The following is a 16,917-nucleotide window of genomic DNA, read 5'->3' as shown; positions in this document are numbered from 1 at the left end:
GCTCCCCCTGCGGACGGTCAACGCAGGGAAGAGGGCCGTGCTCCTCGCCTTGGAGGCGAGTGCCACCTCCTACGCCACGATAGCGGAGTCGACACCATGTCCAACGGTCCATCCTTCGACGACGTCTACGACTCGAACAGCTACGGTCTATTCACACTCTCCTGGGATGGCGAAGCCTTCACCTTCAAGCTGAAGGTGAAGGCTCACGAGACTATTTCGGTCTGGGCAAAGCGCGACGGAAAGAAATTCGTCATCAATTTCGGCGCCGGCGACGAGGAATACGACGAATCCGACCTGCCAAACCCGATCAAGAAGCTGATCGACAGCAAGGGCGGCGGACCGGGCGGAAACGCCGTCAAACTTCCCCCGCGCAAAGTTTTCCTCACCAGCAGCAAAAAGCCGAGGAGCTACGGAGAATACGCGTCGAACTGGAAACGTCGCTGGGAAGCCGGCGACAAGACATTGGAAAAACCCTTGCCGCGCGCTTTGTTCGAGCAGATCGCAGCCTTTTACGCTGGTATCTAAATAACTATTCGAGATATAGTCCACTACTCAAATCTGTAATCCCACATCATCGTCGAATCTAAAGCGCCGCAAAGCGCTCTTTTTGGAGAACGCTCCATGGCTGCGGATGTCCAGGAAATCTCGGGAACGAAGGCAACCATTGCGGCGCGTCTCTGCAACTTTCCCACGGGTCAGTCGAAGCCCATCGGCGCACACAGGCAATGGCTCGAGGCAAAGGTGAAGCCGATCATTGCGAGCAACCCGGCGGCGTGGGTCGACCTGATCGGACATGCGTCGCGGCAATGGTCGAAGGCGCAAGGCACTAATGCCCATACGCTCAACAAGAACCTCTCCTACGAGCGCTGCCAGGCTGTCAAAGGTTACGTCAAGACCTTCTCCAGCGCGGCGAAATTCAACGTCGAGATCTCTGCGGGCGACAACGAATCCGTCGGCCCGAAGGAGAACGATGGCTACGACCGCGCCGTCGAGATTCTGGTCTACTCCGCGGGCAAGCCCTCCCGGCCCGATCCGCCCAAACCTGTCGCCACGCGCGAGTTCGAGATCCGCGTGGTGGGAGGCGGCTCGGCCTCCATCATCGCGCAGACAGACGACTATTTCTTCCAGATTGTCGACCTGAGGCGGCGGATGACGGCGTTCTTCTTCTACACCGGCGGCGGGATCGGCATTTCGATCCCGAAAATTCCCGGCCCCGGCTCGGCGACGAAGGCGGGCCCTCCGACGCTCTTCCATACGACGCGCGACGCGCAACTCTACATGTTCAACTCCCAGGCCGCCATGTACCAGGACCCGGGTGCCACGATCGGTCCCTGGAGCGCCGGTGGGACGATCCGACTTTCGATCGACGAAATCGTCGACGGCGCCGGCATGATCTTCACGGTTCCCGGCCTCATCCCGATTAAGGGCGGCTGGGGCATCCAGATGCCGGGTCTCGGCTCCGTCACCAAGGGCGTCCTCGCCAAGGTCACGCCGGACTGGCCCTTCACGGGCTACTGACGGTGGCGGGGATCGATCGGATGCGCGTGGGTGCGAGAGAAATGCATCGCGTGATGACGCATTCCACCACGACGCGGCGCTTCGAACAGCCCGACGAAACCATGACGGTCCCCCTGACGCGCGACGGGCGAGGGGCCGCTGACGGATTACACGTCTGGGGAGAAGCGGCTGAAAGGCGCGACCCGCTCGGCGGTCCGGCTCGGAAACTCGATGATAGTCGCCCTCTTCGTCCCTGCACCCGCCGGCCGAAGGGCCAATTCGGCACGCTTCCCCGGATGATCGGAGACCAGACATGGCTCACTTCGTTGCAGTGATGGGGCAGGGCGTACCCGACCCTGATAAAGATGCACTCGACTGCCTCTACTTCGGGACCGGCAGTACCACGACGGTCGGGCTATGGGAGTTCCACGATATCGGGAACGACCGCGCCTGCACCGTTTCAGTCGCGTCCGGCCCCGGCAAAGCCAAGGCGGCCGGCAAGCTCGGCCCACGGGTCCTCACTCTCTCACTGACCGGGCTCAACGAGTCGAGTGTCCTGCAGGGTCTTTCGGGCAGTGCACCGTTTACGGGTCGGCCCTCCTGCAAACGCGGCCTGGGGGGGCGGTAAGACGGCCGCAGCTGCGCTCGTCGGGGAGAACAAGCGTCGCCTCCACAGCGGCGACCCGACAGAGCTTGCCTCACTTGGTTCGACAAATCTTATTGTATTAGGTAAATGTCTGTAAATGGAGTCGATACTATGGCAAGCAAAATCCTAATAAGCACGCTCTTCCGTGACGATAACCGGCTGCAAATGGCGGCCGTCAGCCACAAATACCATGTCACGATCGGAGATCAGGGACTCTACGTCAGACGTATTCAATATTTTCTTCTTGGTGTCGGTGCTTTACAGGCGATGTACGCAGAAGATCAGGCAAACGGTGAGGACGCAGAGGCAAAAATAGCGCTTTTCAATGCCGAAGTCGACAGCATCTCCTATGGTGACGCGACCGCCCAAGCCGTCTTGATCTATAAGAAAACAAATAAAATCATAGGCTCAGGATATCAGACGGCGGCCGACAACATCGTCGGTGTCATGACCATACGCCACATGGATAAGGTCGCGACCACCGGAAAATCCAGTTCGGTGGAGCAACGCAAGACCATTGCCGCCTCGGCTGCGAACACGTTGAAGCCGGCGATCATGGCGGGAATGACGGTCGGGAGCCGGGTGATCGCTCGCCACTGAGATCCGAGACACTTCTCGACCACGCATATTCCGACAAAGCCGCATTTCGACCACCGGGGATCGACGCATCATGCCCAAAGGCCCCGCCGCCCGCATCCTCGATCCCGTCGCGCACCCGCTGCCGCCGATCCTGCAGCCCGGACCCGGCAGCTTCAACGTGATGATCGGCGGCCTGCCGGCCTGGCGCGGCGTCTCGGCCGCGGCGGCCGCCGCGATCCAGGCGGCGAAAACCATCTCCGATACGACGATCCAGGTGGCGGAGGCGGCGACGCTCGCGGCGGCCGGCACCCCCGGGGCTCCCGTGGCACTCGCCGCCGAGCAGGCGGTCAAATCGGCGGCCGCCGCCACCATGGGTTCGATGATCACCGGCGCGGCCGGGGGCGCCGACATCCACATCTGCGCCACGCCCCTGCCGATCCCGCCGCACGGACCGGGCGTCGTGGTCAATGGTTCGCAGACGGTGCTGATCAACACACTCGCCGCGTGCCGGGCGGGCGACACCATCGTCGAGGCGCTCGGACCGCCCAACGTCATCGTCATGGGATTGCCGACGGTGATCATCGGCGGCTGAGCGGCCCCTGCCGCAACCACGCCCGTCCGGATACTCCCCGTGGCGACGCGCGGTCAGTCGGAGGAATCCTCGACCTCCGCCGCCGCCAGGGGCTGCGGGGCGATCTGCTGCGCCGGCGCCGGCCGGCCGAGCAGTACCTGCCCGACGGCGAGGAAACGGGCCGGATCGAGGGCGTTGCCGGAGAGCCGGGTCTCGTAATGGAGGTGCGGGCCGGTGGAACGCCCGGTCGAGCCGACGAGCCCGACGATCGTGCCGGCTGTCACAGCCTGATCGAGGACCACCTGAATCGCCGAGAGATGGCCGTAGCGGGTGATGAGGCCGTGCCCGTGATCGACCTCGACGAGGTTGCCGTAACCGCCGCTCTGGCCGACCGAGACGACGCGTCCCTCCGCGGCGGATCGGACGGGCGTGCCGACGCCCGAGCGGAAATCCATGCCGGCGTGCATGCGCTGGGCTCCCGTGAACGGATCCTTGCGCAGGCCGAAATTGCTGGAGAGCCCCGCATCGCCCTCGATCGGCGAGCGCAACGGCACGCTCTCGGCGAGGCTGCGCCAGCGCCCCGCCTCGGCGAACGCGGTCTCGGCGGCCGCGAGTCGAGCCGTGAAGGCATCCTGCGGGACGGTGCCGGTGGCGGGCGAACGCGGCGGCACCACGGCCGGGGCGATCGGCAGGCGGAGTTCGGCCAGGGCCGCGCGCATTCGCTCAGTGCTGGTGACCGCGCCGGCGGCCAGGGTCGCGACCGTGCGGCCCTGGCCGGTCTCAACCCGATCGAGCGAAGCCTCGATCCGCGCGAATTGCTCGCGCAACGGAAGCCGGGCGATCGCGGTCGGCGCCTCCCGCGCGAGATCGCCCTGTCGCATCTTGCCGATGGGCTCCGGAGACAAAGCCGCCCGCTCCGCGGCGGCGGCCAGTGCCGCCTCCCGTGCTTCCAGTTCCACCTGACGCGTCACGATGTCGGCGAGACGATCGGCAAGGCCCTCCTGCTCGAGCATCTGATGGCTCGCGACGCCGACGAGTCGCCGGGTCAGCGCCCGCACGCGCTCCTCGTGCAGGAGCCGCCGGAGCTCGGCCTCGTCGTTCAGCCGGCCGATTTCCCGCGCGTCGCGCACGGCCAGGATCGTCGCGGCGATGGCCCAGATCGCGCAGAGGCCGAGTGCGACCCGGATCGCGAACCTGCGCGGCGGCGGAGGCATACGGGCCGGCACCCGCGCCGAGGCCCGTTTTCGGCGTGTCAGCGTCACCGATTGTCCCCTTCGAACGTCGGATCCTGGCTGCGCAGAGCCGGGGGACCGCGCTTGCGACAGCGTGCGCGGACCCTCGAGATATGGACTGCTTTTGGTCTTGGCGAAAGGTCGGCGGCCCGCGCTATGACCTGTGCGGTAGGCGGCGGTCGCACGGGAATCGGGTCGACCGATTGGCTTCAGGCCCGCAGCTTGAGGCGGTAACTGTAGATGTCGCCGCGAACCAGGCCCTCGACGTAGTCGCTCATCGTGGCATCCCGCGTGAAGCCGTGACGCGCGATCAGGAGGCAGGGCTGTGGTTCGGCAAACCCGAAGATCCGGCCTTCCTCGAGCTACTGATACAGCGGCATCGCCGTATCGTTCCGCAGCTGCGGACGCGACATCAGCGAAGGCCGATCGAAAGGGCTCGGGCGCGCGTCCAGCCCGGTTCCGGCGATCGGGCTCGCGGTGCGCCTGTCGATCGCAGTGTTCTCGGACACGCGTGGGATACTTACCGGGATGCGCCGCGTGCAGGTCGTCGTGGTCGCCTGGTGCCCGACGACAACACGGCATCCCCGCACCGGTGAGTCCCGTAATGCCGCGGCCCTCCCGACGGAACCGGGCGGGGTCCGATCGAAGCCAGCATTCCTGCTCACTGCATCGGGACGAGCAGAGACGCGGCCTTCGCGGTCGATGCCCGTCCGCGCGAATCGCGACGCTGCGTCGGCGATCCCTGGTCCAGTCCAGAGAGAACCAAAAATCGTGAGCGAGCGATCCGCAAGACGGCCTGGGCTGCCAGTTCCCGGCTACGAAATCGTTCGAATGACCGGTATCCGCGCTTTTATTAACGAAAAATAGACTTTCTCTTTCAACAACGCCGCTGCGCGCAGACCCACGCGAACTGTTTTTGTCGCCAAAATCATACACCCGGGGCGAAAACGCCGAATCCAGCCGTCTTGGACGATCAAGATCAATTGACCTGCCTGGAGGGACACGACACGGTCCGAAACAGAACCAGAAGATCGTGCCAACCTGACACATGATCGAGCCTCTCTCCCCACGCCTCGCCCCCGTGCGAACCCGCTCTGCCGGCCGATCCGTGATGGCGGTCGCGCTCGGACTGACGCTGTCGGGAGCCGCCGCCGATGCGCTGGCGCAGACGGCGAGTCAGGTCACGCCGCCGAGCTTCGCCCCCGCCACCGCACGCGGTGCCGGCACGCTCGTCTTCTCCGGGCAGCCCGGACTCGCGGCACCGCCCGGATCGGATCGGCTGTCGATCCGAATCGCGGGCGTTACCGTCGAGAACGCACCGCCGGGCTTTGCCGCTGAGATTGCCAGGCTCGAGGCCCAACTCGTCGGGCAACGCGTGCCGGCGAGCCAGATCTTCTCGGCGGCCCGCGATCTCGAAGCGGCCCTGATCCGCTCCGGCTCGATCCTGGTTCGGGTGGTGCTGCCGCCGCAGGCGTTGAACGACGGGGGCCGGCTGCGCCTCGTCGTCGTCAACGGTTTCGTCGCGCATATCGAGTTGCGCGACGTGCCCGAGCCGGCGCGCACCCGGATCGCAGCGGTCCTGGAACCGCTGAGCGGACGGCGCGACCTGCAGATCGGCGAGATCGAACGCCGGTTGCTGCTCGCGGGCGACACTCCCGGCATCGCATTGCGCTCCACGCTGGTGCCGAGCGACGCGCAAGGGGGCGCAAACCTCGTGATTGAGGGCCGGTATCGGCCGATCAGCGGATTCGTCGGGGGCGACAACACGGTCGGCACAGCGCTCGGCGGCTACACGATCGGCACCGGGCTCGATATCAACACGGCCTTCGGCCAGGGCGAGACGCTTTATGTGCGGGCGCTCGGCCATCCGACCGGGAACGATACCTTACGCACCGGCAGTCCCTTCGGCGACGATCCGCGGCTACGCACCCTCGCGGGCGGCTTCGTTGTTCCCCTCGGCATCGACGGGCTGACATTCAATCTCGAATACACCAACAGCCGGACGGCGCCGAAGCTCGCCGGCCTGATCCAGACCACGAGCGACTACGACAGGCTCTCGTTCCGCCTGCGCTATCCGTGGCTGCGCAGCCGCGCCGCCAATCTCTACAGCGACGTCAGCTTCGACACGACCGAGGAGCGGCTCGCGCTGGTGCTGCCGGGCGCGGCGGTTCCGTTGAGCCTCGACCGGCTGCGCATCCTCCGCCTCGGCGGCGACGGCAACGTGCAGTTCGACGGCGGCGCCGTCCTGGCCGGACGCGGCACGCTCTCCCTCGGGATCGACGGTCTCGGCGCCCGCAATGCGGCCGACGCCACGCCGATCCTGCCGCTCTCCCGCCTCGGGGCCAATGCCGAGTTCCAGAAATTCGATGCGGCCATCACCGTCACGCAGCCGCTACCGCAGGATTTCGTCCTCGGGTTCTACGCCCGCGGCCAGACCTCCTTCGGGCAGGCGCTCGCCCGAAGCGAGCAGATCGGCACGGCCTCGTTCCAGGAATTGTCGACCTTCGACGCGGGCAGCCTCAGCGGCGACAGCGGATGGGCGGTACGCAGCGAGCTCTCGCACCCCTTCAGCGTCCCGGTGGACGGACGCCCCGGCACGGTGACGCCCTACATCTTCGGCGCCACCGGCGCGCTCTATCTCGCACGGCCGACCGTGCTCGAAACCGCGAGCCTGCGGGTGTCCTCCCTCGGCCTCGGCCTGCGGCTCGCCGCGTTGATCGATCCCGTCACGGCGACGGAGGCGAGCCTCATCGTCGAATTCGGCCGCCGCTTCCGAAGCGACGCGCTGCCGGACACCAACCGGTGGACCGTCCTCGGCTCGGTCCGGTTCTGAGCCATGCCCCAGCACGCCGATCGCAGACATGGTCAAGCCGCGCCGCAGAGGACGTCCATGACGCGCCAGATCAACCGGCTCATCACGCTGCTGCTCGCGGGTACGGCCCTCACCAGCCCGTCCAGCCTGTACGCCCTCGAGCTCCCCACCGGCGGCAGCGTCGCGCACGGCACGGTCGGCATCGGGCAGCCCTCCGCGACCCAACTCACGATCCAGCAATCCTCGCAAACCGCGATCGTCAACTGGCAGGGCTTCTCGATCGGCCAGGGCGGCCGCGTCGACATCAGCCAGCCGTCGAGTTCGGCCACGCTCCTCAACCGGGTCACCGGCGCCACGCCCTCGACGATCGCGGGGCAGCTCAACGCGAACGGGCAGGTCTACCTGATCAACCCGAACGGGATCGCGATCACGCCCACCGGCATCGTCAGGGCCGGCGCCTTCGTCGGGTCGTCCCTCGACATTGCCGACGCGGATTTCAAGGCCGGGCAGCGGGTGTTCCGCGGCAATGGACACTCGGCGACCGTGTCGAATGCCGGCACCATCGACATCGGCCAGGGCGGCTACGCGGCCCTGCTCGGGGGTCGGGTCGAGAATAGCGGCACGATCAGCGTTCCGCTGGGCCGGGTCGGCCTCGGTGCCGGCGAGCAGGCCACGCTCGATCTGTCCGGCGACGGTTTTCTGCAGGTCGCGGTGCCCTCGCGGGCGGACGGTTCGACCGCCGCCCTGATCCAGCATTCCGGCCGGATCAGCGCCGCGGGCGGCCGCGTGATCATCCAGGCGGCCACCGCGCGCGATGCGGCGCGCAACGCCATCAACCTCTCGGGGATCGTCGAGGCCCGCAGCGTCAGCGGACGATCGGGGGCGATCGTCCTCGGTGGCGGCGAGGGTGGCACCGTCACGGTGTCCGGCCGCCTCGACGCCTCCGCGCGCCACAGCGCGAATGCCCGCGCCGTGCGGCCGGCGCGCGGCGGCGACATCACCGTCACCGGTCACGCGATCGCCCTGTCCGGCGCGACGCTCTCCGCCAACGGCACGGCTGGCGGCGGCCGCATCCGGATCGGCGGGGACTATCAGGGCGGCGGGACGCTGCAGCGCGCCGCGACCACCCGCGTCGATGCGGCGACCCGGATCAGTGCGGATGCCGGGACCGCCGGCAATGGCGGCAGTGTCGTCGTCTGGTCCGACCGGATGACGGATTTCGCCGGGCGCATCAGCGCCCGCGGCGGCGCGACCGGCGGCAACGGCGGTGACGCGGAGGTCTCCGGCAAGGCGCTGCTGGCCTATACCGGGATGGCCGATCTCGGCGCAGCGCGCGGTCTCATCGGCACCCTGCTTCTCGATCCCTACAACGTCGTGATCTCGGACGGAGCGAACGCCAACCAGACCGGGTTTGCCGCCACCGGCAACGATTCGGTGATCAACGCGGCGACGCTCTCGGCGGCGCTGGGCACCGCCAACGTCACCGTCACCACGGGCGGGGCGGGCAGCTCGGGGGTGCAGGCCGGCGACATCACGGTCCTGTCCCCGCTGGCGTGGAGCGCTCCCACCACGCTGACGCTTCAGGCGTTCCGCTCGATCGCGGTGAACGCCGATCTGTCGGTGAACGGCGCCGGCGGGTTGGTGCTGACGACGAACAACGGCGGCACCGGCGGGAGCCTGAGCTTCGGCAACGGCGCGCGCGCGACCTATGCCACGGCCGGCGGCGCCGGCATCCCCGGGCAGTCTCTGACGATCGACGGGCAGGCCTACCAGTTGCTCTACTCGGTGGCGGACCTGCAGAACATGGCCGGCAACCTCGCCGGCAATTACGGGCTCGCCCGGAGCATCGATGCGGGTGGCACCGCCTTCACCCCGGTGGGCAGCACCGCGAACGCCTTCACCGGACGCTTCAACGGGTTGGGCCAGACCATCGCCAACCTCACGGTCAACACCCCGGCGGGGGATGGCAGCGGCCTGTTCGGTGCCGCGACGCAGGCCAGCCTCGCGAACGTCAACCTCACGGCGCTGAACCTCACCGGCGGCGACAACACCGGCGGCCTCGTCGGCTTCGCCACGACGACGGCCGTCTCCGGCGTGACGGTGGCGGGACGCGTCGCGGGCGCCGACACGACCGGCGGGCTGCTCGGCGGTCAAGTCGGCGGCAGCGTCGCCAATGCGGCGAGCACCGCGACCGTCACCGGCACCGACAACACCGGCGGCCTCGTCGGGTCGATGGATGGCGGCGTGATCACCCGCTCCTTCGCGACCGGTCAGGTCAGCGGCGGATTGCAGGTCGGTGGCCTGGTCGGCATCGCCCAGAGCGCCGGTATCACCCAATCCTACGCGACCGGGGGGGTCACCGGTACGGACTTCGTCGGAGGCCTCGTCGGAGCCCTCGGCGGCGAGGGCACCTCGCAGACGGCCGGAACGGTGACGTCGTCCTTCGCCAACGGGGCGGTGACGAGCCAGGGCCGGGGCGGCGGCCTCGTCGGTCTGATCAGCAATGGCGGCGCGATCCAGGATGCCTACGCCACCGGCCTGACCAGCGGCGGCACCGCCTCCGGCGGCCTCGTCGGTGAGATCAACAGCGTGCCCGCCGGAGGCGGCGGCAGCACCGCCAACGCCACGGTGGCGACGAGTTACGCCACCGGTCTCGTCACCGGCGCCGGCACAAGCGGCGGCCTGATCGGCAACATCGTCGGCGTGCTCCAGACGATCACGAATTCATACTGGGACACGCAGACCACGGGCGTCGCGACGAGCGCCGGGACCGGTGCCACCGGCCTGACGACGGCCCAACTCCAGAACACCTTGCCGGGCGGATTCACGCCGGGCACCTGGGGTACGCAGGCCGACGCCTATCCGTACCTGACATGGCGCTATCCCACGGGCGTGCTGGCGGTCTCCGGCTTCACCCGCGGCGCGGCCGATCCCGGAACGCCGCTCGCCGGGGAAGCCGTGCGGGTCGCCACCGGCGGAACCGCCTCCTATCAGGCCAATTCCGGCGCCAACGGCTACTATTACGTCGCCCGCGATCCGCTGACCGGCACCGCACCGCAGGGCGCGAGCGCGTTTCTCGACGGGGCGAATCGCGGCGCCTCCGTCACCGATGCGCCGATCGGCGCGGGCGCGATCACCAACCTCGAACCGCGTGTCGGCCGCGTATTCGTGACCACGACACAACCGACCGCATCGGCCCTCGCGACAGAACTGGCCAATGCCGGCGACAGCGCGCTCTCGGCCAATATCCCCTACACGGTGATTGCAACCGGCGGCGTGCCGACCTTCGGCTCCGGACTGCCGACGACGATCGCGGCGATCGGGGGCAGCTTCACAGTGGATCGCTCGATCGTGTCGGCGGGCGCCCTCCAGATCGCCGGTGCCGTCACGCCGGCCGGCCAGGCCTCCGCCGGACCGCTGACGATCGGGGTCGGGCAATCCGTCAGCAGCCTCAACGGCGATGTCGTCCTCGCCACCGCGCAGTTCGTGAACAACGCCGGTGCCGCCGCGGTGCAGGCCGGCGGACGCGTCCTGATCTACAGCCAGGATTATGCCGCCGATCAGCGCGGCGGCCTCGTCGCCGGCAATCTCTACAACCGCAGCTTTGCCGCAAACCCGCCGACGACGGTCACGCAGGCCGGCAGTCAATTCATCTACGCCCGTCAGCCGATCCTGACGGTCTCCGCCGCCGACGCGACCCGGGAATACGGGCCGACCGCTCTGGGCTTCACCCGCACCGTCGCCGGCCTCGTCAACGGCGACACCACGGCACAGGCCTTCACCGGGGTCTCGGCGGTCGCCGACGCGACGCTCGCCACCACCGGCGTCGGCACCTATGCCGGAGCGGCGCAGGTCACCCGGGGTACGCTCGCCTCCTCGATCGGCTACGCCTTCGCCTTCGCCAACGCGCCGGTCACCATCACGCCGGCCCCCCTCACGATCCGCGCCAACGACGCGACGAAGATCTACGGCACGACGCTCGCCTTCTCCGGAACCGAGTTCACTACGACCGGCCTGCGCAACGCCGATCAGGTCGCCAGCGCGACGCTCGCCAGCGCCGGTGCACCGGCCACCGCTCAGGTCGCCGGGAGCCCCTATGCGATCACCGCCAGCAACGCGCAGGGCGCAGGCCTACTCAGCCCAGGCGGAGCGTCGAACTACGCCATCACCTATGCTCCCGGCGCGTTGACGGTTACGCCGGCGCCCCTGACGATCCGCGCCAACGACACGGCAAAGGTCTACGGGACCGCGCTCGCCTTTACCGGCACCGAATTCACTGCGACCGGCCTGCGCAACGCCGACCAGGTCACCAGCGCGACGCTCGCCAGCGCCGGTGCACCGGCGACCGCCCAGGTCGCCGGGAGCCCCTACGCGATCACCGCGAGCAACGCGCAGGGTGCCGGCCTACTCAGCCCAGGCGGAGCGTCGAACTACGCCATCACCTTTGCGCCCGGCGCGTTGACGGTCACGCCGGCGCCCCTGACCATCCGCGCCAACGACGCAACGAAGGTTTTCGGTACGATTCTGGCCTTCGCGGGTACCGAATTCACCGCGACCGGCCTGCAAAACGCCGATCAGGTCACCGCCGCGACGCTGGCCAGCGCCGGTGCGCCGGCAGACGCCTCCGTCGCCGGGAGCCCCTACGCCATCACCGCGAGCACCGCGCAGGGGACCGGGTTGTCGAACTACGCCGTGGCCTATCGTCCCGGCGCGCTGACGGTGTCGGACGCGCCCGTCATTCCCGTCGTCCGTGTCTCCGCGCTCACCATCGCCCTGACGACGCCGACCCTGGATCGCCAGTTCCCCACCACGTTCGTCCCTGTCTCGGACCCGCCCGACATCATCGTCGCCGGCGGTCCGATTCAAACCGATCTCGGCAGCCCGCTCGGCGTCGTCGGGCCGGGCAGCGGGATCACCAGCAGCGGCGGCCCGACGCTCGGCGGTTCCCGCGGCGTCGCCATCGCCGCAGCGGCCACGGCCGGCGACGCGACCCTCGATGACCTCGAAGCCGTCGGTCGGGACCTCGACGCGTCCGTCGCCTCCTGCGAGCAGCGCGACAGCCGACGCGTGAAAATCTACAACGACTGCGTTGCCACCGCCTTGGAGGCCTACGCGGACAAGCTCGACGCTCGGATCGCGCAATTGCCGCCGGCCCTGCGCAACCTCCCCGCGGCGGTGCGCATCCCCGCGGTGCTCACCCGCGGGAGGGCCGGCACCGCGCCGTTGCGCAGCGTGCCGGACGTGATTCGTGCGGCGGCTCGCCAGGTCCGGGCCTCCAGAACGGTCGCCCAGGCGCGCACGATCGTCCGCGCCGCCGTCACGGTGATCCGCAAGGCGATCAGCCTGATCCGTGCGGACGAGCCGGTGGTGGCTGCACGTCAGGTGAGGCACGGCAATGCGATCGCGAGCGCGATGGAATCCTGCGATGCGCGGCTTGCGCGCGCCGTCGGTCTCTGAGGGGGGAGGCGGCACACCGGTGCGCCGGCTCCGGCTGGTCTGCGTTCTGTGTCTCCTGGTCTTCGCCACGGGAGCGGAGGCCATCGAGACGCGGGTCGCGCTCGTCATCGGCAATGCGGGCTATCGCGGCCTGAAACCGCTCCTCAACCCCGCCAACGACGCCCGCGACGTGGCCGCGGCGCTGCGGGCGCGCAACTTCACCGTCATCGAGGGGACCGACCTCGACCGAGAGGGCATGACGCGGGCGGTCGCGGACTTCACGGCGAAAGCCCGCGAATCCGACGTGTCGCTGTTCTACTATGCCGGCCACGGCTTCCAGGTCGACGGACGCAACTACCTCGTCCCCGTCGATGCGGAGATCCGCAGCCGTGACGACATCGAGCGTCAGACCGTCGAACTCAAGCGCGTCACCGACAGCCTCGAAGGCTCCCGCGGCAACCACCTCGTCTTCCTCGACGCCTGTCGCAACAATCCGCTGCGGGGAGGCTCGGTCGCCGCCACGCTCACGGACGAGGCCCTGCGCAACGGGCTGGCCAAAGTCGGGAGCGCAGCCGGATTCCTGTTCTCCTACGCGACGCAGCCCGACAACGTCGCCTTCGACGGGGGAGGGCGCAACAGCCCGTTCGCGACGGCCTTCCTCGGCCATATCGGCACCCGCGGGCAGGATGTCGGCGCGATGATGATCGCTGTGCGCAAGGACGTGATCGCGGCGACGGGCGGGTTCCAGGTGCCGTGGGAGAACTCGTCGCTGACGAGCCAGGTCTATTTCGTCCCCGGACGCCCGGAGGCTGCCTCTCCCGAGACCCAGCTCTGGCAGCTCGCCGCATCGAGCCGCGATCCGGCGCTCCTGCGCATCTACCTCGCGCGCTATACCGACGGTGCCCATGCCGGCGAGGTTCAGACCTTGCTGAAGGTCGCCTCGACCGAGCCCTCCGCCGGCATTCCGCGCAGCATCCCCGACGACAGGCTCGGCGACGACCGCCTGTGGGACTACGCCCTGCGCTCGCGACTGCGCCCGCTGGTCGAGTTCTACCTCGATCGGCGACCCGACGGTCGCCACACCGACGAGGCGCGGACCCTTCTCCAGAACCTGCCGACCACAGAGGATGCCGAGATCCGGCCCGAGATCGTCTGCGAACGCGCGACGACGCATCCGCGCGACGCCACCGCGAACATGCCGGGCGTGCCCCTGTCCGCCCTCGCGGCCAATCCGGAACCGGCCATCGCCGCGTGCCGGCAGGCCCGCGAGGCCCATCCGGATATGCCGCATTACACCGCGCTTCTCGCGCGCGCGCTCGCCGCCGCCGGCCGGCGCAGCGAGGCCTTGACCTACTACCGGGAAGCAGCGGCCAGCGGGAACCTGCGGGCGCAGGTCAGCCTCGGGCTGATCCTTGAGACCGGCGACGGCGTGCCGCGCGACCCGAAGGCGGGGATCGCGCTCTACGAGACGGCGGCGGAGGCCGGGAGCGCGGACGGGGCGATCAACCTCGCCGTGGCGCTGATGCAGGGCGCGGGCGTCGCCACGGATCCCAAGCGCGCCGTTGAACTTCTGAAGCGAGCCTCGGAGGCGGGATCGGCGATCGCCACCTACAATCTCGGCGTGCTCGCCCAGGACGGGACGATCCCGGAACAGGACCAGGCGCTGACCTATTTCGAAAAGGCGACCGAACTCGGCGAACCCCGTGGCTTCGTCCCGGCGGCGATCCTGCTGGATGAGGGACGCGGAATCCGAAAGGACGCGAACGCCGCCGCCGAGATGCTGCTGCGGGGCATCGCCGCCGACACGGGCGACGCGATGAACCAGATCGTCCACCATGCCGAGTCGTGGTCGCCGGAGACGATCCGCTCCGTCCAGGCGCGCCTCAAGCGGGCGGGCTATTACGACGGCGTCGTCGATGGACGCGGCGGTCCCAAGATGTCCGCTTCGCTCCAGCAATGGCGCCGCATCGGCAGCCTCGACCTGCGTTGACGGTTCGATCCACCCGGTGCTTGGCGCCATCACCCCCGAAGCGGCCGAGCGGAACGCATGGCGCCCCCCGTATCCGCCTCAGCGCGGGAGGATCACGTTGGCAATTCCTCGGTCGCCCGTCCGATCGCTCAATACGTCAACGTCGCCCGCAGCCCGACCACCGTCGCGTTCTTGATCCGCTGGCCGGCCGGGTCGCGCGGGTCGGCGCTGTTGCCACCGGGATGGAAGACGTATTGCAGATTCGGCTGCACCGTGACGCCGGGCGCGATCACGGCCTGATAAGTAGCCTCCACCAAAGCCTCGAAGCTCCGCCGGGGCATCGCGGTCCCGGTCGCCAGGATCGTGTCGCGGTCGAACCCGCGCGCCGAGGGCGAGACCCGGGCGTAGGACACGCCGAGGCCGACGGTGTCGTTGGAGCGGGTCGGCAGGAGGCCGCGATAGCCGATACCGGCGTCGAGGTAGAGGTCGATCAGGTTGCGGTCTCCGGGCGAACCGACGACGCGGACGAAGACGCTCGCGCCTTCGTCGTTCTTGCCGGGCTCGCGAAACACGGTCTGGTCGATCATCGCATAGAGGCCGTCATTGCCGCGGAACCGCCTGGCGACGCCGCTGGACGCCAAATCCGCGAGGGGGTGGCCGGCGCCGTCGATCCGCAGCGAGTCGAACCGACCGAAATGGTGCCACCCGCCGACCGTGACCGTTCCGGGCTCGTCCAGGAGATACCCCGACCGGTCGCGCTCCTTGAAATTGTAGGCGTAGGCCGCCTCGGCGATCAGGAGCGGTGGGTCGCTCAAGCGGAAGTTGGTCCCGGTGCGGTCACGCCGCTGCGGGTCCGGATCGTTCCAGGCCCGCGCCGGCCCGGCCGGGTCGCCGTCGAACAAACCGACCTGGAACGAGAGGTTCGGGTTCGGCAGGTACTTCGCCCGAACCGCCGGTGACCCGAACGGGTAGGCCGGCCCTCCGCTCGGGAGGTTCGTTGCGGCGATCGTCGGCCAGCCGAAGGTCGAGTTGATGAACAGGGTCGCGGTCTGGCTGACGAGGAACTCCGTGTCGGCGGCCACCTGTCCGACCTTGATCGCCAGCTTGCCGTCGAAGAGCTGCTGCTCGACCCAGAGCTCGTAGAGCCGGGTCGACGGAAGCGCCTCGAGTTCGCTCACCACGGCAAGATCGTTGACGGCCGCCCGGGAGAGCCCCGCACCGTTGATCTGGAAGGCCTCGACCCTGAACGCCGCGCCGCTCCATCCGGCAAACCGGTCGAGGTCGACGTCGAGCTGCATGTCGATCCGGTTGGTGACGGTGGCGGTCCGACGCGTGCCGCCATTCGTATCGCCCAGGATGTCGGCGATGGCATTGAAGCTAGAGACGACGCCCCGGCTCGCCAGGAAACGCCGCAGGCCGGTCGGATCACCGGCCGCCCCGAGCGACCCTTCGATGGACGTCGTGGCGACCGCGGACGGCTTGCCCGACACTTCCGGCTGAGCGACCGAGGTGCGCGGATCGCCGCCGGCGCCGACGTTCACCCCTTGGGCGCGCGCATGCGACGGGATCAGGACACACGCGATCGCGGCCAGAGCCCAACGACCCGTCCGATGCGTCACGCGCCGTGTCAAACCGATGTCTCGCGTCCTAACCATGCGTCGTCACGGGCCACCCTCGGTTCGCGCATCGACAGTACCACACCGTAATGGACCGCGACGGAGGCAGCGAAACGCAAGGCATGCGTCTTCGGCCCCGATCGATCGCGCTGTCCCGCTTCGGGCAGGCTCTCCTGACGGCTCGTGCGCTCGGCACGGTTCGGGCTCCTGGCTGAGGCGCGGGGTCGATCGGTCTTCAACCGCTCCCATCGAGGGGCTTGCGCAGGGTCGGGGAGGGCGATTGTGCGAAGGCGGGATCAGTCCGAGCGAGCGCATCGCAGGGAGCGCCCGACAACGTTGCCCATCGGAGAGGCGGATGGGTGAACCACGCGGTCCGGCAAGCCGTCCTCCACAACCACGCATCCTGCGAGGCGTCGGTGTGGGATCGGTTGAAGGCGCGGGATGAAGTACTTGATCGTGCTGGCGCGCCATTTGCGTACAAAACTGCGAACACCTGCTGGCGCTGTCGACCCGCCGACCATGATGGCGTGTTCGAGGCTGCTTTTATCGCCGATGATCC

At 68.6% G+C, this 16,917-nt stretch carries 11 protein-coding genes; 9 read left to right on the top strand and 2 right to left on the bottom strand.

Features of this window, described 5'->3' with window-relative positions:
* Positions 1 to 96 precede the first annotated feature (96 nt).
* The 5 genes from G3T14_RS06955 to G3T14_RS24650 all read left to right on the top strand — a co-directional run bounded on the left by G3T14_RS06955 (position 97) and on the right by G3T14_RS24650 (position 3,314).
* A complete protein-coding gene (locus G3T14_RS06955) occupies positions 97 to 525 on the top strand; it encodes a hypothetical protein (protein WP_163641388.1) in 429 nt (142 codons plus the stop codon).
* A gap of 96 nt (positions 526 to 621) precedes the next feature.
* Positions 622 to 1,518, top strand: coding sequence for a hypothetical protein (locus tag G3T14_RS06950; RefSeq protein ID WP_163641387.1), 897 nt, complete (start codon positions 622 to 624; stop codon positions 1,516 to 1,518).
* Between the two features lie 292 nt (positions 1,519 to 1,810).
* Positions 1,811 to 2,125 carry a hypothetical protein gene (locus tag G3T14_RS24655; protein WP_204262691.1) on the top strand — a complete coding sequence of 105 codons (315 nt, stop codon included), beginning with the start codon at positions 1,811 to 1,813 and terminating at the stop codon, positions 2,123 to 2,125.
* 129 nt (positions 2,126 to 2,254) lie between these two features.
* Positions 2,255 to 2,743: a hypothetical protein gene (locus tag G3T14_RS06945; protein ID WP_163641386.1), complete on the top strand. Its 489-nt coding sequence runs from the start codon at positions 2,255 to 2,257 to the stop codon at positions 2,741 to 2,743.
* 70 nt (positions 2,744 to 2,813) lie between these two features.
* Positions 2,814 to 3,314 (top strand): PAAR domain-containing protein, encoded by a 501-nt coding sequence (locus G3T14_RS24650; protein WP_204262690.1) that lies wholly within the window; start codon positions 2,814 to 2,816, stop codon positions 3,312 to 3,314.
* Positions 3,315 to 3,367: 53 nt separating this feature from the next.
* Here G3T14_RS24650 and G3T14_RS06935 read toward each other — a convergent pair whose 3' ends face one another.
* On the bottom strand, positions 3,368 to 4,555 hold the full coding sequence (locus G3T14_RS06935; RefSeq protein ID WP_163641385.1) for a M23 family metallopeptidase: 1,188 nt from the start codon (positions 4,553 to 4,555) through the stop codon (positions 3,368 to 3,370).
* A gap of 1,081 nt (positions 4,556 to 5,636) precedes the next feature.
* Between G3T14_RS06935 and G3T14_RS06930 the strand changes: the two genes are divergently transcribed.
* The 3 genes from G3T14_RS06930 to G3T14_RS06920 are packed head-to-tail and all read left to right on the top strand — an operon-like array spanning position 5,637 to position 14,763.
* Positions 5,637 to 7,358, top strand: a complete 1,722-nt coding sequence (locus G3T14_RS06930; RefSeq protein ID WP_204262689.1) for a ShlB/FhaC/HecB family hemolysin secretion/activation protein — start codon at positions 5,637 to 5,639, stop codon at positions 7,356 to 7,358.
* A 57-nt stretch (positions 7,359 to 7,415) separates the two neighbouring features.
* Positions 7,416 to 12,794: an MBG domain-containing protein gene (locus G3T14_RS06925; protein WP_163641383.1), complete on the top strand. Its 5,379-nt coding sequence runs from the start codon at positions 7,416 to 7,418 to the stop codon at positions 12,792 to 12,794.
* Positions 12,763 to 14,763, top strand: coding sequence for a caspase family protein (locus tag G3T14_RS06920; protein ID WP_163641382.1), 2,001 nt, complete (start codon positions 12,763 to 12,765; stop codon positions 14,761 to 14,763). The genes G3T14_RS06925 and G3T14_RS06920 overlap by 32 nt, the downstream gene beginning before the upstream one ends.
* Before the next feature lie 128 nt (positions 14,764 to 14,891).
* Here the strand turns inward: G3T14_RS06920 and G3T14_RS06915 are convergent, their stop codons facing one another.
* The gene (locus G3T14_RS06915; RefSeq protein WP_348645224.1) at positions 14,892 to 16,361 is read right to left on the bottom strand and encodes a carbohydrate porin; all 1,470 of its coding nucleotides are present in this window, start codon (positions 16,359 to 16,361) and stop codon (positions 14,892 to 14,894) included.
* 356 nt (positions 16,362 to 16,717) lie between these two features.
* On the opposite strand from G3T14_RS06915, the gene G3T14_RS24645 reads away from it, so the two are divergent.
* The coding region (locus G3T14_RS24645; RefSeq protein ID WP_204262688.1) for a hypothetical protein at positions 16,718 to 16,917 on the top strand (200 nt) is incomplete at its 3' end.

This window comes from Methylobacterium sp. BTF04 (assembly GCF_010692745.1).
Lineage (GTDB): Bacteria > Pseudomonadota > Alphaproteobacteria > Rhizobiales > Beijerinckiaceae > Methylobacterium.
Note: the sequence above shows the minus strand (reverse complement) of the source record. Positions and strands in the feature narration are given on the sequence as shown.